This window comes from Nocardia rhizosphaerae (assembly GCF_042650365.1).
In the GTDB taxonomy this organism is placed as follows: domain Bacteria; phylum Actinomycetota; class Actinomycetes; order Mycobacteriales; family Mycobacteriaceae; genus Nocardia; species Nocardia rhizosphaerae.
The window spans coordinates 1,293,010-1,315,032 of sequence record NZ_JBHSBA010000015.1; the positions used below are offsets into that span (position 1 = coordinate 1,293,010).

A 22,023-nucleotide genomic window follows, 5' to 3' on the forward strand; every position below is an offset into this window, starting at 1 on the left:
TATACCCATTCGAAACTTAGGCAACCGTACAGCTTTCCCGCGGGGTGAGGCGGGAACCTAGCCGTACGAGCTGCGGGTCTGCCGAAACCACCCGTGCCGACCCGATGTTCGCTCTACCATCCGAACACCGGGCCGACTGTCTCAGTCAGAACGGGTCCGGACGGACAGCCGGGAGGGCGACGATGCGACGACGGATCGGGTACCTGCGCTACACCGCGGTGACGGTGGCCGCCGCACTGCTGGCCATCGGCGTGCCGCCGGGCGCGGCCGCCGACCCGGTCACCGACCTCACCGGGATGGTGCGCGAGTTCCTCGAGGTGGGACGCACCGCGGTGCCGCGCGCGGACTGCGGGCCCGGTTCGCTGCCGGAGACCGGGTTGCAGGGCGACGTGCCCGCCGGTGACCGGGACAGTGGCCGTAGTACCGCGGGCTACCGCTGCAATATGTCGATGGTCGGCAACTACCAGGGACGTGGAGCGGGCATCACCTCCACCAGTTTCGAGCACTGCGCCTATGTCGGGTCGTTCTTCCCCGGCACGATGCTCAGCGAACACCCCGGCGTGCAGGTGCTCGACGTGTCCGATCCGGCGCACCCGCGGCTCACCGCGACGCTCACCGAACCGGCCATGCTCGCGGGCACCTGGGAGACACTGAAGGTGAACACCGCGCGCAAGCTGCTCGTCGGCACCGGGGTGCCGGTGGGGATCGGGGCGGGCTATCTGTCGGTCTACGACGTCTCCGACTGCGCGCATCCGCGCCTGCTCAATCCGGGCACCGGCACGAATCTGCTGATGCCGCTGCCGGTCACGACGCACGAGGGCGGCTTCTCCCCCGACGGGCGCACCTATTGGACCTCCGGGATCGCGCCGGGTTTCGTGAGCGCGATCGATCTCACCGATCCCACGCAGCCGCGGGTGATCTGGCAGGGACTCACCGGCATCGAAGCGCACGGGCTCGGAGTGAGTCCCGACGGGAACCGGCTCTACATCTCCGCGCTCGGCGGATTCACGGTGCTCGATGTGAGCGCGGTGCAGCGGCGCGACCCGAATCCGCAGGTACCGCATCTGGGCCGGACGTTCTGGACCGACGGGTGGGCCACCCAGCACAGCGTGCCGGTCACCTACGACGGGGTGGCGCATGTGTTCACCGTCGACGAAGGCGGTTCGGGCGGAGTGAAACTGATCGATGTCTCCGACGACGCCGATCCGCGGATCGTGGCCAAGATCAAGCTGGAGATCAATCTGCCCGAACACCTCGATGAGAACGTCGGGTCCTCGATGGGTGGTTCGGCGTTCTCCTACGAATCCCACTATTGCGCCGCCGACCGGCCCGACAATCCGACCGCGCTGGCGTGCGGGTGGATCTCCTCGGGCATCCGGGTCTTCGATGTGCGCGATCCCGGCGCGATCCGGGAGATCGCCTATTTCAATCCGCCCGCGAACACCGGCCGCAATCTGGAGCTGTGGAACTCGCCGCACGCACTGGCCTCGATCATCGGGGTGCCGGTGATGAGCGCGCCCGCCGCGTTGCGGGCGATGGCGGAAGGTCTGTTCGATCCGGCGCAGGTGCTCACCGCGCGCGCCGGTGACGTGGCCTTCGGCGACATGTCCAGCGACTGGTGCTTCTCGCCGCCGGAATGGCGCGGTGATCGGCTGTTCGTCACCTGTTCCGACAACGGGTTCATGGTGCTGCAACTCGACAACGGGGTGTATACACCGCCCGCGGATCAGCGGTCCACGGTCGGTTCGTGAGCATGCGCAGGGCACTGCAACTCGCCGGATTCGCCGTCGCTGCGGTGTTCCTGCTGGTGCTCGGGGCGGGCCTGCGACCGTTGTTCGTCGCCGAACCGGTCTCGACCGCACCGGCTCTCACCGCGACCGAGCTCGGATTCGCCCAAGACATGACGGCCCACCATCAGCAGGCGCTGATCCTCGCCGAGCGCCTCGACCCGGCCGCCGACCCGGTGGTGCGCCGACTGGCCGACCAGATCGCCGACAGCCAGCGGGTGGAACTGGGCACCCTGCTCGGCTGGACCCAGCTCGCAGGCGCGGCCCCGACCACCGGGGAGCCGATGACCTGGCTGGCCGGAACCGCCGGGCACCACCACGATTCGGCCGCGACCATGCCGGGCATGGCGACCGCCGCTGAGCTGGACGCGTTGTCGGCCGCCCGCGGCACCGACGCCGAAACCCTGTTCCTGCAACTGATGTACCGCCACCACTCCGGCGGCATCACCATGGCGCGAGCGGCCGATGCCATACTCACCACGGGGCCGGTGAAGCAGGCTGCCCGCGCCATGGCCCAAACCCAGAGCCAGGAACTGGGCTACCTCGGCACGCTGCTCGACGCCCGCGGCGTGCACCCCTGACCGGTCCCCGCGGTGAGAGTTCGCACCGGCGCCGACCCGGGCGGGTGAGCACAACGTCATCGGGGGGCAACTGCGCAGAAAATCGCAGGCAATGGGGGGTGCGCACGATGGGGCGAACTGTCGGTGACGTGTGGGCGGAGGGTGGACGTGGTGGTGAGCGCACGAGCGGGCGTGGTGGTTCCGGCCGTGGGATGTGGGCTGGCCGAGGTGCGTGCGCTGGTCGCGGCGGGACTGGGGCCGATGGCGGTGCGCGAACTGCCGGTGGCCGAGGCGGTGGGGGCGACGCTGGCCGCCGCGCTCACCACCGGCACCCCGCTGCCACGGGTGGACACCGCCGCGATGGACGGCTACGCGGTCGCCGGGCCCGGTCCCTGGTGGCAACTGCACGAACGGGTCCGCGCCGCCGGACGGACCTGTTCGGTGGTGCTCGCTCCCGGTGAGGCGGTACGGATCGCCACGGGTGCGGCCACTCCGCTCGGCACCACCGCGACCCTGCGCGACGAACACGTCGTGACCACCACCGTGTCGGGGAAGGCGGTGGTGATGCGGGCACCGGGGGCACCCGTGCGCGACGACACCCGCCGCCAAGGCGAACAGTGGGACAGCGGTGTCGAACTGGCGCGCACGGGTGCCAGGGTTTCGGCGGCACTGGCCTCGGCAGCGCTGAGCGCCGAAGCCGAAACGGTCACCGTACGTGGTCCGCTGCGCGCCGATGTGGTGATGACCGGAGACGAGATCCGCGCGGTCGGCCCACTCGGCGCCGGGGAGACCAGAGACTCCCTCGGCCCGGTGCTACCGGAGTTCCTGCGCTGCTGTGATATCCAGAGCACCGGGCTCTGGCATCTCGCCGACGACCCCGACCTGCTGCGCTCCTGGTTGGGGCTGAAGTCGCATGCCGACCTGGTGGTGATGGTCGGCGCGACCGGCCGCGGTGCCGCCGACCACCTGCGTACTCTGCTTGCCGAGGACGGCGCCCGGATCATCGTGGAGCGGGCGTCGATCCGGCCCGGCGGTTCCACCCTGGTCGCGCAGCTCCCCGACGGCCGCGTCCTGCTCGGCCTGCCAGGCAACCCGCTCGCCGCGGTCACCGCTCTGCTCGCCGTCGGCCCTGCCGTCGTGGACGCGCTGACCGCACGCACTCCAGGCCCGACCAGGTGGGGCAGGCTGTCCGACGCGGGCGTGCTCGCGGGCGAGGCCACCCGCATCGTCCCGGTCCAGCAGCAGATCGGCGGCGTCTGGCGCAGCACCGGTCCCGCCCACACCCCGCACCTGGCCGGACTCATCGGCTGCCAGGCGCTGGCCGTCCTGCCGCCGGGCACCGGTCGCGGCACCCTGGTGGAGCTTCTGCCACTCCCGCACTGACCGCCGATACCGATCGCACGCGCGGTGGAGGCCGTCGGGACCGGGAGACGCGAGGCGGATATCGTCCGTGCCGATCGGCCGGGACCTGCCCGCTGATCGCGCGGCACCGGCCCTGCGATCGCCCGGCACCGGTCCTACCGGCCGCGCAGGCGCCGCACCGCGTCGTTCATATGCTCGACGAGCAGGGCGCGTGCCCGGTCCGGCGAGCCGGCACCGATCGCTTCCCGCAGGTCCACATGCTCTCTGGCCTGCTCCCCCAAGTCGGCGTACGTGGTCTGCAAGGCGCCGAGACACATGCGCGTTTCGATGAGCAGCGTGCGGGCCGCCCGGACGAGCCTGGGACTCTCGGCCGCACCGACCAGCGCCTCGTGGAAGGCCTGGTCGGCGTCGGACACGCCGGTCGCGTCACCGGCCGCCGCCCGTTCCAGCATCACCTCGACACCGGGTTGCAATGCGGCGTAAGCGATCTCGCGGCGACCGTCCAGGATCAGCTCGAGCGCGCCGCCCTCCAGCGCGCTGCGCGCGCGATAGATGTCGACGACGTCCTCGGTCGTCAGCTCGATCACGAAGATGCCGCGGTGCCGGATGCTGAACAGCAGACCCTCTTGCACCAGCCGCTGCATCGCCTCGCGCACCGGCCCGCGCGAGACCCCGAAACTGGCGGCCAGGTCGGCCTCCCCCAGCTGCGCGCCGGGGGCTATCGCGCCGCGCATGATCGCCGAGCGCAGCCGGTCGGCGATCATCTCCGCCGTCGACTGCTGGTTGACCGGTTCGAAGTCAACGACCGACATGAGCTCTCCCCTCGGCGAACAACCTCCCGAGCCCGGCGGCCACCGGGTCCACCCCGGCCAGCCGCAGCCCCTCCCAGATGGTGACCTGGTTGGCCGTCAGCACCGGCTTGCCCAGCGCGGCCTCGAGTTTCGGGAGCACCTCGAGAGTATGCATGGCGGTGTCCGGGATCAGCAGCGCCTGGGCCCGCGGATGGTCGTTGGCGACCGCGAGGGCGAGCACCGCCTCCGGTCCGAGGGTGCCGACCTCGGCGGCGGTGTCGATGCCCGCGCTCGTCATCGACACCACCTCGATGCCCGCGTCGGCGAGGAACTCGACGAACAGCAGTGCGACCTCGTCGGGATAGCTGGCGGCGACCGCGACCTGCTCGATGCCGAGCGATCGCGCCGCTGCGACGAAGGCGAAGCTGGTGCTGGAGGCGGGCACCCCCGCCGCCGCGGCCAGCCGCTCGACCTGGTCGCGGGCACCGGCGGGCCCGTAGACGAAACTGCCCGAGGTGCATGCCCACACGACGGCGGCGGGGGCGCGAGCGGCGAGCAGCTCGGCGCCGCCACGCAGCTTCTCCGGGCTGCCGAGATCGCGCAGTTCCGGGATCGCGTGCAGGTCGGTGCCGTAGATGTGGGCGACCGGCAGCTCGGCGTCCAGCACCGCCGCGGCGCGGGGGTAGTCGTCTTCGGCGGCATGGTCGGGGTAGATGAATCCGACGGTCGCTACGGGCATCTCGTTCTCCGTTCCGAGGTGGCGTTTCCGGGGTCAGAAGACATCGACCAGCCACTTCCCCGGACCCATCATGGGCAGTTTCATCCGGCCGAGGCACGACCACATGGTGAGCTGGTTGGCGGTGAGCACCGGCTTGCCGAGCGCCTGCTCCAGCGGCTCGATCACGTCGTAGGTCGGCAGGTTGGTGCAGCTCACGAAGACCGCCTCCGAGCGCGGGTCGTCGGCGCCGAGGATGCGCTCGGCGATGGTCCGGTAGTTGACCTTCCAGATGCCGCCGCCGAGTCCGAGATGGTCGGAGCGGATCGTCGCGCAGCCCGCTTCCTCCAGGAACTCGCGCAGCTTGCCGGTGAGCACCTCGTCGTAGGGCGTGATGACCGACATCCGGCTGATATTGAGCCTGCGGATCGCCTCGACCAGCGCGCCCGAGGTGGTCACCGCATCCGGCGCGCCTGCCAGGCAGATCGTCTCCCGCAGCGACCGCTCGTAGGCGAGGCCGTGGATGAAACTGCCCGAGGTACACAGGTAGGCGACGACCTCCGGTTCCACATGCAGCACATTGTGGGTGGCCGCGGTCAGGTGTAGCGGATTCGACACCAGCTCGGCCATGGCCAGCGAGACCGGCACCGGCTCGTACGGGGTGCGCGCCAGGTGCAGGCTCACCTCGAGCGGCGCCCAGCGCCACAATTCGCGTTCGAGAGCGAGATCGAACGGCGCGATGATGCCGATACCACGTTGGGCCACCGGACCGTCGATCTCCGGGAAGGTGAATTCCACTCACAGCCCCTCTCGCGCTCAGCTGGGGAACCTCCGAGGACGCCGAACACGATCGGATTGTTGACAATCATACGATCTGCTTCTACGGTGTCAACGTGGAAAATGGGCCGATTGTCACCGTCCTTCATCGTGACAGTGCGCCCGCATCGGACCTCATGGCCCCCGTCGCCGCGCGCGCCGAGGTGCGCTACACCGAGGCCGCCGGGCTCGCCGATGCGCTGACAGGCGCCGATGTACTGTTCCTGTACGACTTCCAGAGCCGGGCGGTACCCGGCGCCTGGCCTGCCGCGGGCGCGCTGCGCTGGCTGCACGTCGGTGGCGTCGGCGTCGATCCGGTGATGTTCCCGGAACTCCAGGCCTCCGACGTGGTGGTCACCAACACCCGCAATGTCTTCGACGGCCCCATCGCGGAATACGTGCTCGGCCAGATCATCTCCCTCGCCAAGGACCTCCCCGGTTCGCTGCGGCTGCAGCAGCGCCACGAATGGCGGCACCGGGAGTCGGACCGGATCGCGGGCGCGACGGCACTCGTCGTCGGCACCGGGTCGATCGGCCGCACCATCGCCCGCCTGCTGCGCGCGGCGGGCATGCGGGTGCGCGCGATCGGCCGCAGAGCACGCGCCGACGACCCCGATTTCGGTTCCGTCGGCACCGATCTGCACGCCGAACTCCCCGGCGCCGACTATGTGGTGGCGATCGCCCCGCTCACCGCGCAGACCAGGAACATGTTCGACGCCGCCGCGTTCGCCGCGATGAAACCCCACGCCAGGTTTGTCAACGTGGGCCGAGGGGAACTCGTGGTTACCGACGATCTGGTCGCCGCGCTGCGCGACGGCACGATAGCGGGCGCCGCTCTGGACGTGGTCGACCCGGAACCACTGCCCACCGGGCATCCGCTCTGGGAGCTGCCGAATGTGGTGCTCACACCCCACAACTCGGGCGACTTCCACGGTTGGCGCGCCGAGATCGTCGGCGCGTTCACCGACAACTTCGGCCGGTGGGTGGACGGCCTGCCGCTGCACAACGTGGTCGACAAGTCGCTCGGGTACGTGCCCGGCTGAAGGAGCCCGCCATGACACAGCCCGACCCCACCCTGCCCACCGAACCGACCGCCATGACCGCGGTCCAATTGGTCTCGGCGTATGCCGCAGGCGAGCTCTCCCCGGTCGAGGCCACCCAGTCCTGCCTGGACGCGATCGCCGCCCGCGACGGCGCGCTCAACGCCTTCTGCCTGGTCGACCCCGACCGCACGCTGCTGCAGGCCAAGGACTCCGAGGCGCGCTGGCAGTCCGGGAATCCGCGCGGCCTGCTCGACGGCGTGCCGATCTCCATCAAGGACATCTTCCTCACCGAGGGCTGGCCGACCCGGCGCGGTTCCACCTCCGTCGACCCCGCCGGGCCGTGGCTGGTGGACAGTCCGGTGGCCGCCCGGCTCCGCGAGGACGGCATGGTGTTCCTCGGCAAGACCACCACCCCGGAGATCGCCTGGAAGGCGGTCACCGACAGCCCGCTCACCGGCGTCACCCGCAATCCGGCCGATCCCGCGACCACCGCGGGTGGTTCGTCCGGTGGCAGTGCCGCCGCCGTGGCGGCCGGCATGGGTCCGGTCTCGGTCGGCACCGACGGCGGCGGCAGTATCCGTATTCCGGCCGCGTTCTGCGGCATCGTCGGGTTCAAGCCGACGCACGGGCGGATTCCGCTCTATCCGGCCAGCCCGTTCGGCCCGCTCGCGCACGCGGGCCCGATGACGCGCACCGTCGAGGACGCGGCGCTGCTGATGGACATCCTCTCGCTCCCCGATCCGCGCGATCCCACCGCGCTCGCCCCGCCCCTGACCACCTTCCGCGGCGAGATGCTGCGCGATGTACGCGGGCTGACGGTGGGATACTCGGCCACCCTCGGCTACGCCGACGTGGACCCTGAGGTCGCGCGGATCGTCGATGCCGCGGTCGCCGCCCTCGCCGCCTCCGATCTCGCCATCGACGCCGTCGACCCCGGATTCGCCGATCCGCGCGAGGCGTTCGAGACGCTGTGGGCCGCGGGCGCGGCGGCCATGCTGGCGATGTTCCCCGCCGGCACCCGCGAGCGGGTCGATCCCGGGCTCGGCGCGGTCTGGGCCCGCGGCGAATCGGTCAGTGCCGTGGACTATCTCGCGGCCCGGCAGGTGGCCGCCGCCGTCGGGATCACCATGGGCACCTTCCACACCGCGTTCGACGTCCTGATCACCCCGACCATGCCCGGCACCGCGTTCGCCGCAGGCCACGATGTGCCGCCGGGCAGTGGGCTCGGCGGCTGGCCGGAGTGGACGCCGTTCACCTACCCGTTCAACATGACCCAGCAGCCGGCGATCAGCATCCCGGTCGGGACCACCGACGCCGGACTGCCGGTGGGCCTGCAGATCGTGGGCCCCCGGCACTCCGACGATCTGGTGCTCGCGGTCGCCAGGCACGCCGAGTACGTGTTGAACTCGTGAGCGAGGCGGGGGCCGCAGGCAACGGTTCCACCGACCGGAAGCTCCCGCACGCGCCGAGTGTTCAGGCGAGGTCGCGGTCCTCGGCCGCGCCGTGAATGCCAGCCGGGTAGCCGGCTGAATCAGGCGCGGGCGAAGGCCAGCGTCTCCCCTTCGACCCCGCGCAGCCACAGCCCGTTGCAGGCCGCCGCGAGGTCGGCGAGGCCGTCGGTGATCGTGGCGAACACATTGCCAGGGATCCAGCCCAGGTCACCGTTGATCAGCAGATTGTTGCGCCCGTAGAACAGCGCGAGATCGGTGGCGCCCGCGGCGTGGTGGGCCGCCGAGCCCGGCTCGTAACCGTAGGCTGGATTGCCGATCTCCCACGGCTCGAAATCGAACAGGCACACGTCACCGGGAATCGGGGTGACGGTGGGATTCTCCCGATGTGGCGCCCCGGCGATCCGGGGCAGCAGGGTGTAGACCTCGTTGCGGGCGTACTTGGCGTGGAAGGCATCTCCCGCCACTGGCAGCGCCGCCCAGACCGCCGCGCAGGTGGCGGGGGCCTCGTCGTCGAGCAACCTGGCACGACAGGTGACGCCTGCCTTGGTGAGGGTGATGCTGAGATAGCGCGACATCGGGACCTGCTTTCCGGTCGGAATTCGCACCTGGCGCGCCGTGAGCGCGCGCAGGCTGCCTAGAGTTCGGCGAGCACGTCGGACCAGATGGCCATCGCGTCGGAGACCTGGGTCTCGGTGACGATCAGCGGGGGAATCATCCGCACGACGTTCATGTGCGCGCCACAGGTGAGCAGCAACAGACCCTTGTCCACGGCGAGGCGCTGCGCGGCCTGTGCCGTCTCGGTGTCGGGTTCGCCCGTCGCCGTGGTGAATTCGGCTCCGACGAGCAGGCCGAGCCCGCGAACGTCACCGATCGCCTTGGTCGCCGACTCCCGCATCCCCGACAACAGTTGTGTGCCGCGCTCGGCGGCATTGTCGACCAGCCCCTCCGCGGCGATCACCTCCAGGGTGGCGACTGCGGCCGCGCAAGCCACCGCGTTGCCGCCGTAGGTGCCGCCCTGTGAGCCGGGCCAGGCCCGCGCCATCAGCTCCCGTGAGGCGGCGATGCCCGAGAGCGGGAACCCGCTGGCCAGCCCCTTCGCGATGGTGATCACATCGGGCCTGACCGCGAAATGCTGGTGGCCGAAGAATTTTCCGGTCCGCCCGAAGCCGGTCTGGATCTCGTCGAACACCAGCAGGATTCCGTGCCGGTCGGCGCGCTCGCGCAGCCCGTGGAAGAACCGGGTGTTGCCGGGGACGTAACCGCCCTCGCCGAGCACCGGCTCGACGAAGAAGGCCGCGGTCTCGGCGGGCGAGGTGACGGTGGCGAACAGATAGTCCAGCTCGCGCAGCGCGAAGTCGGTGGCCTGCTCCTCGGTCCAGCCGTACCGGTACGCGGTGGGGAACGGCGCGACGTGCACGCCCGCCATCAGCGGCGAGAAGCCGGCCGAGAACCGGGTACCCGAGGTCGTCATGCTCGCCGCCGCGACGGTCCTGCCGTGGAATCCGCCGTGGAAGACGATCACGTTCGGCCGCCCGGTGGCCTGGCGGACCAACCGCAGCGCCGCCTCCACCGCCTCGCTGCCGGAGTTGGCGAAGAACAGCGAGTCGAGGCCTGCGGGCAGCACGTCGCCGAGCCGCTCGGTGAGTTCGAGCAGGGGGCGGTGCAGCACGGTCGTGTACTGGCCGTGGATCAGCCGGGCCACCTGCGCCTGCGCGGCGGCGACGACGGCCGGATGACAGTGCCCGGTGCTGGTGACGCCGATGCCGGCGGTGAAGTCGAGGTAGCGGCGGCCGTCGGTGTCGTAGAGGTAGCAGCCTGCGCCGTGGTCGACGTGGACGGGCGTGGCCTGCTTCAGGACGGGAGACAACGCGGTCATCGAACGCCCCCTGATTGTCTATTGTCGGATTGTTGACAATATGCATAACATGGCGGCAGGGGTCACAGCAATGGCCGATCCGCCGTGGCAGGAGAGGGGCACCCGCATGGCCGAGTCCGTGAGCAGCGCACGACTGCTCGAACCGCAACCGGCAGTACTGTCCGACGCCGAACGCGCCGCGATCGACAGCGTCCCGACGGGACTGTTCCTCGGCGGCGCCTGGCGCGAGACCACCGGCCGGCTACCCGTCCTCGATCCCGCGACCGGGCAGACCCTCTGCGCGGTGTCCGACGCGACCCCGGCCGACGGTCTCGACGCGCTGGCCGCGGCCACCGCCGCGCAGGCGGACTGGGCGCGCACCGCACCGCGCGCCCGTAGCGACATCCTGCTTCGAGCCCACCGCGCCCTGCTCGCCGACGCCGACCGACTCGCCCTGATCATGACCATGGAAATGGGCAAGCCGCTGCCGGAGGCGCGCGGTGAGGTCGCCTACGCGGCGGAGTTCTTCCGCTGGTTCGCCGAGGAGGCGGTCCGGCTCGACGGCGGCTACCTCCCCGCTCCGGCGGGCGGCGCGCGGTTTCTGCTGACCAAACAGCCGGTCGGGCCGAGCCTGCTCATCACCCCGTGGAACTTCCCGATGGCGATGGGCGCGCGTAAGATCGCGCCCGCGCTGGCCGCGGGCTGCACCTGCGTGGTGAAGCCCGCCGAGCAGACTCCCCTGTCGATGCTCGCGCTGGCGGCGATCCTGGCCGAGTCCGGCGTGCCCGCCGGGGTGGTCAATGTGGTCACCACCGCCGATCCCGGTGCGCTGATGACGCCGCTGATCGCCGATTCCCGGTCCCGCAAACTGTCTTTCACCGGATCGACCGCGGTCGGCAAGCTTCTGCTCGAGCAGTGCGCCCGCACGGTGATGCGCACCTCGATGGAACTCGGCGGCAACGCGCCGCTGCTGGTGTTCGACGACGCCGACCTCGACACCGCGGTGGACGGCGCGTTCGCGGCGAAGATGCGCAATATCGGGCAGGCCTGCACGGCCGCGAACCGCATCCTGGTGCAACGCGGCATCGCGGCCGAGTTCGCCGAGCGGCTGGCCGCGCGAATGGCAGATCTGCCGATGGGCCGCGGGACCGAGCCGGGCGTCGTCGTCGGGCCGCTCATCGACGCCGACGCGGTCGACAAGGTCGCCACGCTGGTCGCCGATGCCAGGAGCCGGGGCGCCACGGTGCTGCTCGGTGGCACATCCGCCGACCGGCCGGGCACCTTCTATCCCCCGACCGTGCTCACCGACGTTCCCGACGACGCGCAACTGTGCCACACCGAGATCTTCGGCCCGGTGGCGGCGATCGGCACCTTCGACACCGAGGACGAGGCCGTCGCCCGCGCCAACGACACCCCCTACGGGCTGGTCGCCTACGTGTTCACCGAGAACCTGCGGCGCGGGCTGCGGGTGTGTGAAGCACTCGAGACCGGGATGGTCGGCCTCAACCAGGGTGTGGTGTCCAATCCGGCGGCACCGTTCGGCGGGGTGAAGGAATCAGGACTCGGCCGCGAGGGCGGCTTCACCGGGATCGACGAGTTCCTCGAACTCAAATACATCGGCGTACAGACGTAGGGAGACGAGTGTGGGTGCCTATCGGATCGCGACCATCCCGGGCGACGGCATCGGGGTGGACGTGACCACCGAGGCGGTGCGGGTGATCGACCGGGTGCTGCCCGGCATCACCTGGACCAGCTTCGACTTCTCGTGTGAGAACTACCTGCGCACCGGCGCGATGATGCCCGCCGACGGACCGGAGCGGCTGGCCGGATTCGACGCGATCCTGCTCGGCGCCGTCGGCTTTCCCGGTGTGCCCGACCATATCTCGCTGTGGGGGTTGCTGATTCCGCTGCGCCGCGCCTTCGGCCAGTATGTGAACCTGCGGCCGGTGCGTCTGCTGCCCGGCACCACCTCCGCGCTGCGCGACCGTACGGCCGACGAGCTGGATCTGCTCATCGTCCGGGAGAACTCCGAGGGCGAATACTCCGCGATCGGCGGCATCCACAACCCGGACAGCCCCGACGAATTCGTGCTGCAGGAATCGGTGTTCACCCGCACCGGGTGCGAGCGCATCATCCGCTACGCCTTCGAGCGGGCCACCCAGCGCACGGGCAGGCTGTGCTCGGCGACCAAATCCAACGGACTGATCCACTCGATGCCCTACTGGGACAGCGTGTTCGAGCGGATCGCCGCGGAGTACCCGGCGGTGCGCACCCGGCAGATGCATGTCGACGCGCTCGCCGCGGAGATCGTGCTGCATCCCGACCGGCTGGATGTGATCGTCGGCTCGAACCTGTTCGGCGACATCCTCTCCGACCTCGCGGCGGCCGTCACCGGTGGCCTCGGCCTCGCCCCCTCCGGCAATATCAACCCCGCCGGGACCGCGCCGTCGATGTTCGAGGCCGTGCACGGCAGCGCACCCGATATCGCCGGGCAGGGGATCGCGAATCCGGTCGCGCAGATCCTCGCGGGCGCCATGCTGCTGGAGCACCTAGGCGAGCACGACGCCGCGGCGGCCGTTGACCGCGCCGTCTGCGAGGTCCTCGCCGAGGGCACGATCCGCACCCCCGACCTCGGCGGCACCGCGACCACCACGGAGCTCGGCACCGCCATCGCCGACCGGGCCGCCGAACTCACCCGCGGCGGCCTGCCGGCCATGGGCTGAGCAGGCACGACCGCGCCGGGCCCGCGCTCACCAGGGACGAACCACGCCAGCGCACCGATAAACCCCAGCGCCCCGCGACGGGCCTGCTCGACGGGTGCGACTCGGCCGGCTCCGGTGGTCAGCCGTGCTGTGGCGGCTGCCACGGGCGACCGTACGGGTCGTCCGGTCGAGGGGCGGGCTGCTGTTGCTGCTGCTGGGGCGGCATCGGTGGCTGCTGCGGCGCGGCCGGCGGCGGGCTCGGCAGCGACGGATTCTGGGTGGGCGGAGCGGTTTTCGGGCGCAGCGTCGGCTCGAAACCCTCCACCGGGGTGCGGGCGGTCTCCTCCGCGGCGCGCACCGCCTGCTGGATCTTGGGGTCCGAGGCTGTCTCGAACCAGTCGGCGACATCGGAGTCGTCCTCGATCTTCACCGGCTGCTCCGGTTCGGGCGACGGCTCGTAGCGGAAGACGCCGTCCTCGCCCTTGCTGGCGAAGTTCTGCGCGAACCCTTCCAGTGCCTTGCCGAAATCGCTCGGCACCAGCCACACCTTGTTGGCGTCGCCACGCGCCACCATCGGCAGCGTCTGCATGTACTGATAGGCGAGCAGTTCCGGGGTGGGCTTGCCGTTCTTGATGGCGGCGAACACCTTCTCGATCGCCTTGGCCTCACCCTGCGCCTGCAGGTAGGACGCCGCGCGCTCGCCTTGGGCGCGCAGAATGCGGCTCTGCCGTTCACCTTCGGCGGACAGGATCGAGGACTGTTTGCTGCCCTCGGCGGACAGGATCGCGGCCTGCTTGGCGCCCTCGGCGGTCTTGATCTGCGCCTCGCGGTGGCCCTCAGCGGTGAGGATCATCGCCCGCTTCTCCCGATCGGCCTTCATCTGCTTCTCCATCGATTCCTGGATCGACGGCGGCGGATCGATGGACTTGAGCTCCACTCGGGCCACCCGCAGACCCCAGCGGCCGGTGGCCTCGTCGAGCACGCCACGCAGCTGGTTGTTGATCTGATCGCGTGAGGTCAGGGTCTCCTCCAAGGTCATCCCGCCGACCACGTTGCGCAGGGTCGTGACGGTGAGCTGCTCGACCGCGGCGATATAGTTGCTGATCTCGTAGACCGCGGCCTGCGGCTGGGTGACCTGGAAGTACACCACCGAGTCGATCTGCAGGGTGAGGTTGTCCTGGGTGATCACCGGCTGCGGTGGGAACGAGACGACCCGCTCGCGCAGATCCACCTTCGCCCGGATCCGGTCGGCGAACGGGACGAGGAATGTGAGCTGACCGGACACGGTGCGCGAATAGCGCCCGAGCCGTTCGATCACCGCCGCCTCGGCCTGCGGGACGAGCGCGATCGATTTGAAGACCACCACCACGACCAGCAGGACGAGGACGGCGGCCACGATCAAGGCAACCATGTTCTAGGGACCCTTCCAGACGACGGCGGTCGCGCCGTCGATCTTCATCACGTAGACGGTCACACCGGCTTCGTACACGTCGCCCGGGTCGAGCGGACGTGCCGTCCAGATCTCGCCGCCGAGCTTGACCTGACCCGAATGCTCGGCGACGTCCTCTAGCACCAGCGCGGACTTCCCGGTCAGCGCATCGACATTCGTCGGCAACGGGGGCGGCGTGCCGAACCTGCGCCGCAACACCGGCCGCACGCCGAGGAACAGCACGCCCGAGACCGCGCCGAACACCAGAGCGTCGCCCCACAGCGGCAGATCGAAGGCGGCGGTGAGCCCCGCGGTGCCCAGCGCGGCGACACCGAGCATGAGCAGCGTGAGATCCCCGGTGAGCATTTCCGCTGCCGCGAGCACGATGCCCGCGATCAGCCAGACTATTGCGGCCACCACCCCAGCCTAGCCGTGCCACGGCCATCGCGGGCGTTCCTCGGCGCGGCCGGGCGTGATCACGGCGGCCCAACCGCTTTCGCGCGCCGCTACGGGCACCGCGCCCGGTGCGCCTCTAAGCTCGGCCGGGTGAGTGGGCATGACAGGTACGGCGGCGATATCTTCGCCGGACATCAGCGGACTCCGAAGGCCACGGTGCCGACGGTGAGCGCCGAACGCGATCTGGTGGTGGAGGACGCGGCGAGCGGATTCTGCGGTGCCGTAGTCGGTTTCGACCGCAGCTACGACGGCGAGTTCGTGAAACTGGAGGACGGCCGTGGCACGGTCCGGTTGTTCGCGCTGCGCGAGGCGGCGTTCCTGATCGACGGCGCACCGGTCACGCTCGTTCGTCCGGCGGTATCGGCGCCGAAGCCGCCCGCGCGCTCGGCCTCCGGGTCGAACCGGGTGGAAGGCCTGCGGGCAAGGGTGGCGCGGACCAGCCGGATCTGGGTGGAGGGCGTGCACGACGCGGCCCTGGTCGAGCGGGTGTGGGGCCACGATCTGCGAGTCGAGGGAGTCGTGGTCGAGCATCTGGAGGGCCTGGACAATCTCGGCGCCCGGCTCACCGAATTCGGGCCCGGCCCGGGCGCCAGAGTCGGTGTGCTGGTGGATCACCTGGTCACCGGGTCCAAGGAGACGCAGCTGACCACCGGGCTCGGGCCGCACGTGCTGGTCACCGGGCATCCGTTCGTCGATGTGTGGCAGGCGGTGCGGCCCGCCGCGGTGGGGATCGAGGCCTGGCCGACGGTGCCACGCGGAGAGGACTGGAAGACCGGGATCTGCGCGCGGCTGGGCTGGGGAACCCCGCAGCAGGGGTGGCGGCGGGTCTACGACGCGGTCGATTCGTTCCGCGATCTGGAGGCGCCGTTGATCGGCGCGGTGGAACGGCTGATCGACTTCGTCACCGAACCCGAGTAGGCACCCGCAGGTCAGGCAGGCCCACGGGGACAGCGGGCCGTGCCGCGGTCCACGCACACGAACGCGGGCAAACCCTTATGCTCGATGATTATGTGCTCTCCCAGTGCGACGTTGACGCTGTGGGCCGGCTCCTGGCTGGCCGGTACCAGCGCGCCCGACGACGTGCTGGAAGCCCTGCACGCCTGGGCGCCGCGGCACACCCTCGCCGCAGGTGATCCGGTCACCGGCGGCCGCACCGATCTGCCGTGGACCTCACGCGGGGGTGCCACCGGCACCGGAGTCATGCCGCTGCTCAAGGTGATCCGGGAGGCCATGGCGCCCGCCGGTGCGCAGCTGCGGCTGGTGCTGCCCGCTCCCGGCGATGTGCGCGGGCTACCGGTGGGCAGCGCGTTCGCGGCCGACGCCGTCGACGCCGAGGAGGGCCTGCTGCTCGGGACGCCCGGCGAGCAGGGCACCGGGCTCATCCCGCGTTTCGACGACGACGAGACCCTGCAGTGGACCGTCTACAGCGTCGACATCCCCCATGGCACCGGTCCCGACATGTCCCTCGGCCAGGCCGAATACACGATGCGCGAGTCGGTCCGCGATGCCGCCGACGCGCTCATGCGGCTGCACACCACCGCCGTCGGCAGCTCCGAGGCCGACCCGCGCGAACAGATCGAGGCCCAGCTGGCCGCCTACTCCCTGCACGCCTACCCCGACTCGATCCCCTTGCGCGCCAAGCGCATTCTCGATACCGCCGATCATGTGGCGGCCATTCTCACGGTCGCCCAGCACGAACCGGCTTCCTCCCCCACCTCGGCCTCGGCCATCGGTGCCCACGAATCGCTGCTGCGCCCGCTGTGGAACACCATCCGCGAAGCCCGCCTGGTCGCCGTGCACGCCGCCGCGACCCCGGGCCGCTAGCGGTACCAGAAAGGCCGGGCCGGTTCAGAATCCGCCGAGCGCGGTGCGAATGTCGGGAACGTCGAGCACGGCGAGCGTGTCGGTGCGGACTTCGGGACAGCTGCGGATGGTGACGGTGTCGACGATGCCGTTGTCGTAGGAGATGGCGGCGTTGGCGGTCAGGTCCCGTACCGCCCAGAGCCGCATGGCGCCGAGGAAGGCTACCCTGGCGACGGGTGGGCCGATCGCGTGCCAGGTGCCCTGCTGGGTGTCGAGGATGCCGCACAGTTCGTCGACCGTGGCCTGCGAGATCGTCGGCTCGGTGGGCGCCGGGCCTTGCTCGTAGCCGGAGTCACCACCGCAGCCGCTCAGGCCAGAGGCGGCCGCCACGGCCAGGAGCACGCCGGTCGTGGGCCCGCGGCGCACTGTCCAACGCATCGGAAGTCCTCCGATCTGTCGAGCGCAACTGGCGAAATCCTACTCCCGCGACACCCGGCTACCGGTGAATGGTTATCCGGTTGTGCTCAGCGCCGGACCGGCCGCGGCGGCGGTTCACAGCAGCCGGGAGCGCACAGGCCGCCGTCGGCGGTGCATCCGTAGCCGGGGACGGTCCCCAGTTCGCGCACGGCACCGGCGGCGAGATGTTCGGCGACCAGTTCGACGATCATGCGCGCGAACCGCGGGTCGGTGCCGGGAGTCGCCGCACGGGCGAAGGCCATGCCGAGCTCGGCCGCGCGCTCGGCGGCCTCGTTGTCGAGATCCCAGATCACCTCGAGGTGGTCGGAGACGAAACCGACCGGGCACACCACAACCGCGTCGATGCCCTTGCCGTGCAACACCTCCAGGTGATCGACGATATCGGGCTCGAGCCACGGCACCTGCGGCGGACCGGACCGCGACTGCCACACCACGTCGTAGTCGGCGAAACCGGTTGCGGCGGCGCACAATCGCGCGGCCTCGGCCACCTGCCTGCTGTAGAGGCGGCCGCCGTCGGCGGGCGGGCCCGCGGCCAGATCGGCCGATACGGGAATGGAATGCGCGGTGAACACCAGGCGTACGCCGGCGCGCCGCGCGTCCGGGATCCGGTGCACCGCGGCCATGATCGCGTCGGCGAAGGATTCGATGAGCAGCGGATGATCGAAGTACTGGCGCAGCTTCACCAGTCCTGGTGCGCCAGGCCCCACCGCGGCGCGGGCACGGGCGATGTCCTCGTGGTACTGGCGACAGCCGGAGTACCCGCCCCACGCCGAGGTCGGGAAGACCAGGGCCGAACGCACACCGTCGGCGCGCATCGTGGCGACGGTGTCCTCCACCATCGGATGCCAGTTGCGGTTGCCGAAGTACACCGGCAGGTCGAATCCGGCGTCGGCGAGATCGGCCTCGACGGCGGCGATGATCCGCCGGTTCAGCGCGTTGATCGGCGAGACCCCGCCGAAGTGCAGGTAGTGCTGCGCGACCTCGTCGAGTCGTTCCCGCGGGATCCCGCGGCCCCGGGTGACGTTCTCCAGAAACGGGAGCACGTCCTCGGGGCCCTCGGGACCACCGAAGGACAGCAGTAGCAGGCCGTCGACCATCAGTTGGTGGCGAAGCCCTCGGGGAACCACATGTTGTGGCTGGCGCCGCCGTCGACGTAGATGATCGAGCCGGTGGTGGCGGGCAGCCAGTCCGACAGCAACGTCACGATCGACTTGCCGACGGCCCGCGCGTCCGCGCCGTCCCAGCCGATCGGCGACGCGCCGTCCCAGTACTCGTCGAGCTGGCGCAACTGCTTGGCGTCGTCGGTAGCGGTACCGGCGATCGCCTTGGCCGCGAGGGTCTTGACCGGGCCCGCCGCGATCAGGTTGGAGCGGATCTTCTTGGCGTAGCCCACCTCCCTGGCCACGTACCGGTTCACCGATTCCAGCGCGGCCTTCGACACGCCCATCCAGTTGTAGTACGGCATCGCCACCCGCGGATCGAAGTCCATGCCGACGATCGAACCGCGCTCGTTCATCACCGGCAGCACCGCCCGCGCCAGCGAGGCGTAACTCCACGCGGAGATCTCGAAGGACTTGGCCACATCGGGGCCCGGCCCCTCCAGGAACGGCACCGCGTCCGGACCCATCAGGGTCTTCGGCGCGAACGCGATCGAGTGCAGTACGCCGTCGATGCCCTCGGGGGCCAGCTCGCGCAGCTTGTCCGCCAGCGCGCCCAGGTTCTCCTCGTCGGTGATGTCCAGCGGGATCGCCGGTGGCACTTCCTGCGGGAGCCGCTTGGCGATGCGGTCGATCAGCCGCAGCCGCTCCGGGATACCGGTGATGATCACCTTCGCGCCCTGCTCCTGCGCGACCGCCGCCGCGCTGAACGCGATGGACGAGTCGGTGATGATGCCGGTGACCAGGATGGTCTTGCCTTCGAGCAGTCCGCCCATGAGTTTTCGGTTCTCCTGAAATCTGGTGGTCGATTCGTGCGCCACCGGATTGTCGGCGGCGCGATGCGATCCGTTAGCGGGTCAGTGGCCCATGCCCATGCCGCCGTCGACCGGGATGACGGCACCGGAGACGTAGCGGGAGTCCTCGGAGGCGAGGAAGCTGATCACCGCGGCGACCTCCTCGGCCTGGCCGAGACGCTGCAGCGGGATGAACTTCTTGGCCGTCTCCTTCAGGTCATCGGGAAGCTCGGCAGTCATGTCGGTCTCGATGAAACCGGGTGCGACGACGTTGGCGGTGATCGACCGCGAGCCCAGCTCACGGGTGATCGACCGGGCCATACCGACGACACCGGCCTTCGACGCGGCGTAGTTGATCTGGCCGGGACCACCGCCGAGACCGACGACCGAACCGAGGAAGATCATCCGGCCCCACTTCGCCCGCAGCATGGCGCGGTTGGCGCGCTTGGCGCAGCGGAACGCGCCGGTGAGATTGGCGTCGATGACCCGCTCGAACTGCTCCTCGGACATCCGCATCAGCAGCGTGTCGTCGGTGATGCCCGCATTGGCGACCAGCACCTCGACCGGACCCTGATGCTGCTCCACCTCGGTGAACGCCTGGTCCACCGAATCACTGTCGGTGACATCGCATTTCACTCCGAACAGCCCTTCGGGCACCCCCGACCCGCGATGCGTGACGGCGACCTTGTGGCCGTCGGCGAGCAGGCGCTGCGCGACCGCGAGACCGATACCGCGGTTACCACCGGTCACCAGGACCGAGCGGGATGTGACGTTCGACATAGGGTCCAACCTATCTGTTCCGGTTCGGGTGCCCCGCGTCAGGGTCGCGCCGCTGCGACGACTCACAACCCGGGACGATGCGTGCTTAGGGCAGGCGTTGACGATAGAGCAAACTGACCACGACCCCGGCGCTGACGAACAGCATGCCGAGCAGCAGCCACGGCCTGCTCGCGTCACCACGGGTGGTCTCGTAGCCGATCTGTTCCTCGAGGGTGTCGTAGACGGCGCGCAGCTCGTCCAGCGACGACGCGGTGTAGAACTCACCGCCCGACAGTTTCGCGATCTCCTGCAGCGAGGCGTTGTCGACGGGCACCTTCACCCGTTGCGAGCCCCTGCCGTCGGAATCGGGGATCTCGACGGTGCCCCATTCGGTGCCGAAGGAGATGGTCGAGACCGGGATGTTCTTGTTCTTGGCGAGCCGGGCCGCGGTGAAGCCGTGGCGGGGATTGTCGACGTCCTTGTCGTCGGGCACGGTCTGCTTGCCGTCCGACATCAGCACCACCCGAGCGGGCGGCGGGGTCTCCGCGCCGCCGAGCACCGCGGCCAGGGTATCGATCGACTGCAACGCCGTCAGGATCCCCTCACCGGTCGCGGTGCGCTCGGCCAGCTTGATGTTGTCGATCGCGTGCTTGACCGCCTCGCGGTTGGTGGTCGGCGACACCATCACCGAGGCGGTGCCCGCGAAGGTGACGAAACCCAGGTTGATGCCGGGTGTCAGCCCCTCGACGAACTCCTTGCCCGCCTCCTGCGCGACCTCGAGCCTGCTCGGCGCCACGTCGGTGGCCTCCATCGACAGCGACACGTCCATCACCAGCACAACGGTCGCGCGATTGCGCGGCACCTTCTGCACCGCGGTCGGCCCGGCGGCAGCGATGGTGAGCAGCACGAGACCGGCGAGGATGAGCGCGATCGGGGCGTGCCGCATCGGGCTCGGCCGCGACGGGGCGACCCGCTCGAGCACGGTCATGTTGCCGAACTGCAGCATCCGCTTGTGCCTGGCGCGCTGCACCAGCACATAACCGAGCACCAGCAGCGCGACGACGAGGAGGAAGCCGAGCCAGACGACGGCCGTGAAATGCGAAATACTCACTGGCGAGGCACCCGCCCGCTCGGGGCGCCGAAGCTGTGGCGCCGGGTGGACACGAACCGGACCACATCGGCGATCCAGTCCCGGTCGGTCCGCAACGACAGCACCGGCGCGCCGCAGCTGCGCAGCGCCTGCTGCACCTGCTCACGCTGGGCCTCGGCCGCGGCCGCGAAATCGGCGCGCAAGGTGGGGGTGACGCTGAACTCGCGGGTGCGCCCCGACTCCGGGTCGTGCAGCACCACGTCGCCACCGTCGGGCAGGGCGACGTCGAGCGGGTCGAGGACCTCCACCGCGAGCAGGTCGTGGCGCGCGGAAATGGCGCGCAGCGAACGCTGCCAGTCGACGTCACCGAGGAAATCGCTGATCACCACGGCCAGCCCGCGTTTGCGCTGCGGGCGGCGCAGCGATTCGATGCCGGCCTTCAGGTCGCCGCGCACGCCGTCGCGGGCATGCGGGGTGGTGGCGATGCCGCGCAACATGGTCTGCGCGTGCAGCCGTCCGCTGCGGGCCGGGATGCGCACCAGGTCCTGGCCGGTGGCGACGACGGCGCCGATCCGGTTGCCGCCGCCGGAGGTGAGGTGGGTGATCGCCGCGGCCGCCGCGATCGCCAGGTCGCGTTTCTGCACCCGGCCGGTACCGAAGTCCAGGCTCGACGAGAGATCGACGACGAGCCAGGTCTCGAGCTCGCGGTCGGCGATCATCTGCCGCACATGCGGGTGGGTGGTGCGGGCGGTGACCGACCAATCCATCTGGCGCACATCGTCACCCGGCTGGTACAGCCGCGCCTCCCCCGGCTCCGAGCCCGGACCGGGGATCAGGCCCTGATGGTCGCCGTGCAGCACACCGTCGAGGCGGCGCCGCACGGTCAGCTCGAGCGTCTTCAGGGCCGCGGCCAGCTTCGGGTCGGTCAGCTCACCGGCCCGGAACGACGGCGGCGCGTGCGACGGCATCGACACGC

22 protein-coding genes are annotated in these 22,023 nt (G+C 70.3%); 9 read left to right on the top strand and 13 right to left on the bottom strand.

Annotated elements, in window-relative coordinates:
* The first annotated feature begins 182 nt into the window (after window positions 1-182).
* The 3 genes from ACFOW8_RS28130 to ACFOW8_RS28140 all read left to right on the top strand — a co-directional run bounded on the left by ACFOW8_RS28130 (window position 183) and on the right by ACFOW8_RS28140 (window position 3,730).
* On the top strand, window positions 183-1,751 hold the full coding sequence (locus ACFOW8_RS28130) for an LVIVD repeat-containing protein (protein ID WP_378554597.1): 1,569 nt from the start codon (window positions 183-185) through the stop codon (window positions 1,749-1,751).
* A 2-nt stretch (window positions 1,752-1,753) separates the two neighbouring features.
* A complete protein-coding gene (locus ACFOW8_RS28135; RefSeq protein ID WP_378554704.1) occupies window positions 1,754-2,368 on the top strand; it encodes a DUF305 domain-containing protein in 615 nt (204 codons plus the stop codon).
* Window positions 2,369-2,521: 153 nt separating this feature from the next.
* On the top strand, window positions 2,522-3,730 hold the full coding sequence (locus tag ACFOW8_RS28140) for a molybdopterin-binding protein (protein ID WP_378554598.1): 1,209 nt from the start codon (window positions 2,522-2,524) through the stop codon (window positions 3,728-3,730).
* 134 nt (window positions 3,731-3,864) lie between these two features.
* Here ACFOW8_RS28140 and ACFOW8_RS28145 read toward each other — a convergent pair whose 3' ends face one another.
* From ACFOW8_RS28145 to ACFOW8_RS28155, 3 genes are read right to left on the bottom strand one after another with little or no spacing between them, the layout of a single operon-like run.
* The gene (locus ACFOW8_RS28145; RefSeq protein ID WP_378554600.1) at window positions 3,865-4,521 is read right to left on the bottom strand and encodes a GntR family transcriptional regulator; all 657 of its coding nucleotides are present in this window, start codon (window positions 4,519-4,521) and stop codon (window positions 3,865-3,867) included.
* A complete protein-coding gene (locus ACFOW8_RS28150) occupies window positions 4,508-5,239 on the bottom strand; it encodes a maleate cis-trans isomerase family protein (protein WP_378554601.1) in 732 nt (243 codons plus the stop codon). The genes ACFOW8_RS28145 and ACFOW8_RS28150 overlap by 14 nt, the downstream gene beginning before the upstream one ends.
* Before the next feature lie 33 nt (window positions 5,240-5,272).
* Entirely contained in the window at window positions 5,273-6,013 is a 741-nt protein-coding gene (locus ACFOW8_RS28155; RefSeq protein ID WP_378554602.1) for a maleate cis-trans isomerase family protein, read from the bottom strand.
* A 95-nt stretch (window positions 6,014-6,108) separates the two neighbouring features.
* Between ACFOW8_RS28155 and ACFOW8_RS28160 the strand changes: the two genes are divergently transcribed.
* Window positions 6,109-7,074: a D-2-hydroxyacid dehydrogenase gene (locus tag ACFOW8_RS28160; protein ID WP_378554604.1), complete on the top strand. Its 966-nt coding sequence runs from the start codon at window positions 6,109-6,111 to the stop codon at window positions 7,072-7,074.
* An 11-nt stretch (window positions 7,075-7,085) separates the two neighbouring features.
* Window positions 7,086-8,486, top strand: coding sequence for an amidase (locus ACFOW8_RS28165; protein WP_378554606.1), 1,401 nt, complete (start codon window positions 7,086-7,088; stop codon window positions 8,484-8,486).
* A gap of 119 nt (window positions 8,487-8,605) precedes the next feature.
* Here the strand turns inward: ACFOW8_RS28165 and ACFOW8_RS28170 are convergent, their stop codons facing one another.
* Window positions 8,606-9,100, bottom strand: a complete 495-nt coding sequence (locus ACFOW8_RS28170; protein WP_378554607.1) for a DUF3830 family protein — start codon at window positions 9,098-9,100, stop codon at window positions 8,606-8,608.
* 59 nt (window positions 9,101-9,159) lie between these two features.
* Window positions 9,160-10,401 (bottom strand): aspartate aminotransferase family protein, encoded by a 1,242-nt coding sequence (locus ACFOW8_RS28175; RefSeq protein ID WP_378554608.1) that lies wholly within the window; start codon window positions 10,399-10,401, stop codon window positions 9,160-9,162.
* 106 nt (window positions 10,402-10,507) lie between these two features.
* Between ACFOW8_RS28175 and ACFOW8_RS28180 the strand changes: the two genes are divergently transcribed.
* A complete protein-coding gene (locus ACFOW8_RS28180) occupies window positions 10,508-12,013 on the top strand; it encodes an NAD-dependent succinate-semialdehyde dehydrogenase (protein ID WP_378554609.1) in 1,506 nt (501 codons plus the stop codon).
* A 10-nt stretch (window positions 12,014-12,023) separates the two neighbouring features.
* Window positions 12,024-13,103 carry a tartrate dehydrogenase gene (locus ACFOW8_RS28185; protein WP_378554610.1) on the top strand — a complete coding sequence of 360 codons (1,080 nt, stop codon included), beginning with the start codon at window positions 12,024-12,026 and terminating at the stop codon, window positions 13,101-13,103.
* 118 nt (window positions 13,104-13,221) lie between these two features.
* Here ACFOW8_RS28185 and ACFOW8_RS28190 read toward each other — a convergent pair whose 3' ends face one another.
* Both ACFOW8_RS28190 and ACFOW8_RS28195 read right to left on the bottom strand, forming a co-directional pair.
* Window positions 13,222-14,493, bottom strand: a complete 1,272-nt coding sequence (locus ACFOW8_RS28190) for an SPFH domain-containing protein (protein WP_378554611.1) — start codon at window positions 14,491-14,493, stop codon at window positions 13,222-13,224.
* A 3-nt stretch (window positions 14,494-14,496) separates the two neighbouring features.
* Window positions 14,497-14,928 (bottom strand): NfeD family protein, encoded by a 432-nt coding sequence (locus ACFOW8_RS28195; RefSeq protein ID WP_378554612.1) that lies wholly within the window; start codon window positions 14,926-14,928, stop codon window positions 14,497-14,499.
* A 129-nt stretch (window positions 14,929-15,057) separates the two neighbouring features.
* On the opposite strand from ACFOW8_RS28195, the gene ACFOW8_RS28200 reads away from it, so the two are divergent.
* Both ACFOW8_RS28200 and ACFOW8_RS28205 read left to right on the top strand, forming a co-directional pair.
* Window positions 15,058-15,885 carry a DUF3097 domain-containing protein gene (locus ACFOW8_RS28200; RefSeq protein WP_378554613.1) on the top strand — a complete coding sequence of 276 codons (828 nt, stop codon included), beginning with the start codon at window positions 15,058-15,060 and terminating at the stop codon, window positions 15,883-15,885.
* 90 nt (window positions 15,886-15,975) lie between these two features.
* Window positions 15,976-16,791: a hypothetical protein gene (locus ACFOW8_RS28205; protein WP_378554614.1), complete on the top strand. Its 816-nt coding sequence runs from the start codon at window positions 15,976-15,978 to the stop codon at window positions 16,789-16,791.
* A 24-nt stretch (window positions 16,792-16,815) separates the two neighbouring features.
* Here ACFOW8_RS28205 and ACFOW8_RS28210 read toward each other — a convergent pair whose 3' ends face one another.
* From ACFOW8_RS28210 to ACFOW8_RS28235, 6 genes are all read right to left on the bottom strand, one after another.
* Entirely contained in the window at window positions 16,816-17,208 is a 393-nt protein-coding gene (locus ACFOW8_RS28210) for a hypothetical protein (protein ID WP_378554615.1), read from the bottom strand.
* 86 nt (window positions 17,209-17,294) lie between these two features.
* Window positions 17,295-18,344, bottom strand: a complete 1,050-nt coding sequence (locus ACFOW8_RS28215) for a ferrochelatase (protein WP_378554616.1) — start codon at window positions 18,342-18,344, stop codon at window positions 17,295-17,297.
* Window positions 18,344-19,180: an NADH-dependent enoyl-ACP reductase InhA gene (gene inhA / locus ACFOW8_RS28220; protein WP_378554617.1), complete on the bottom strand. Its 837-nt coding sequence runs from the start codon at window positions 19,178-19,180 to the stop codon at window positions 18,344-18,346. Before inhA ends, ACFOW8_RS28215 begins: the two co-directional genes overlap by 1 nt.
* 81 nt (window positions 19,181-19,261) lie before the next feature.
* Entirely contained in the window at window positions 19,262-19,978 is a 717-nt protein-coding gene (fabG1, locus tag ACFOW8_RS28225) for a 3-oxoacyl-ACP reductase FabG1 (RefSeq protein ID WP_378554618.1), read from the bottom strand.
* Between the two features lie 85 nt (window positions 19,979-20,063).
* Window positions 20,064-21,068 (bottom strand): VWA domain-containing protein, encoded by a 1,005-nt coding sequence (locus ACFOW8_RS28230; RefSeq protein WP_378554619.1) that lies wholly within the window; start codon window positions 21,066-21,068, stop codon window positions 20,064-20,066.
* Window positions 21,065-22,015, bottom strand: a complete 951-nt coding sequence (locus ACFOW8_RS28235) for a DUF58 domain-containing protein (protein ID WP_378554705.1) — start codon at window positions 22,013-22,015, stop codon at window positions 21,065-21,067. Before ACFOW8_RS28235 ends, ACFOW8_RS28230 begins: the two co-directional genes overlap by 4 nt.
* Between the last annotated feature and the right edge of the window lie 8 nt (window positions 22,016-22,023).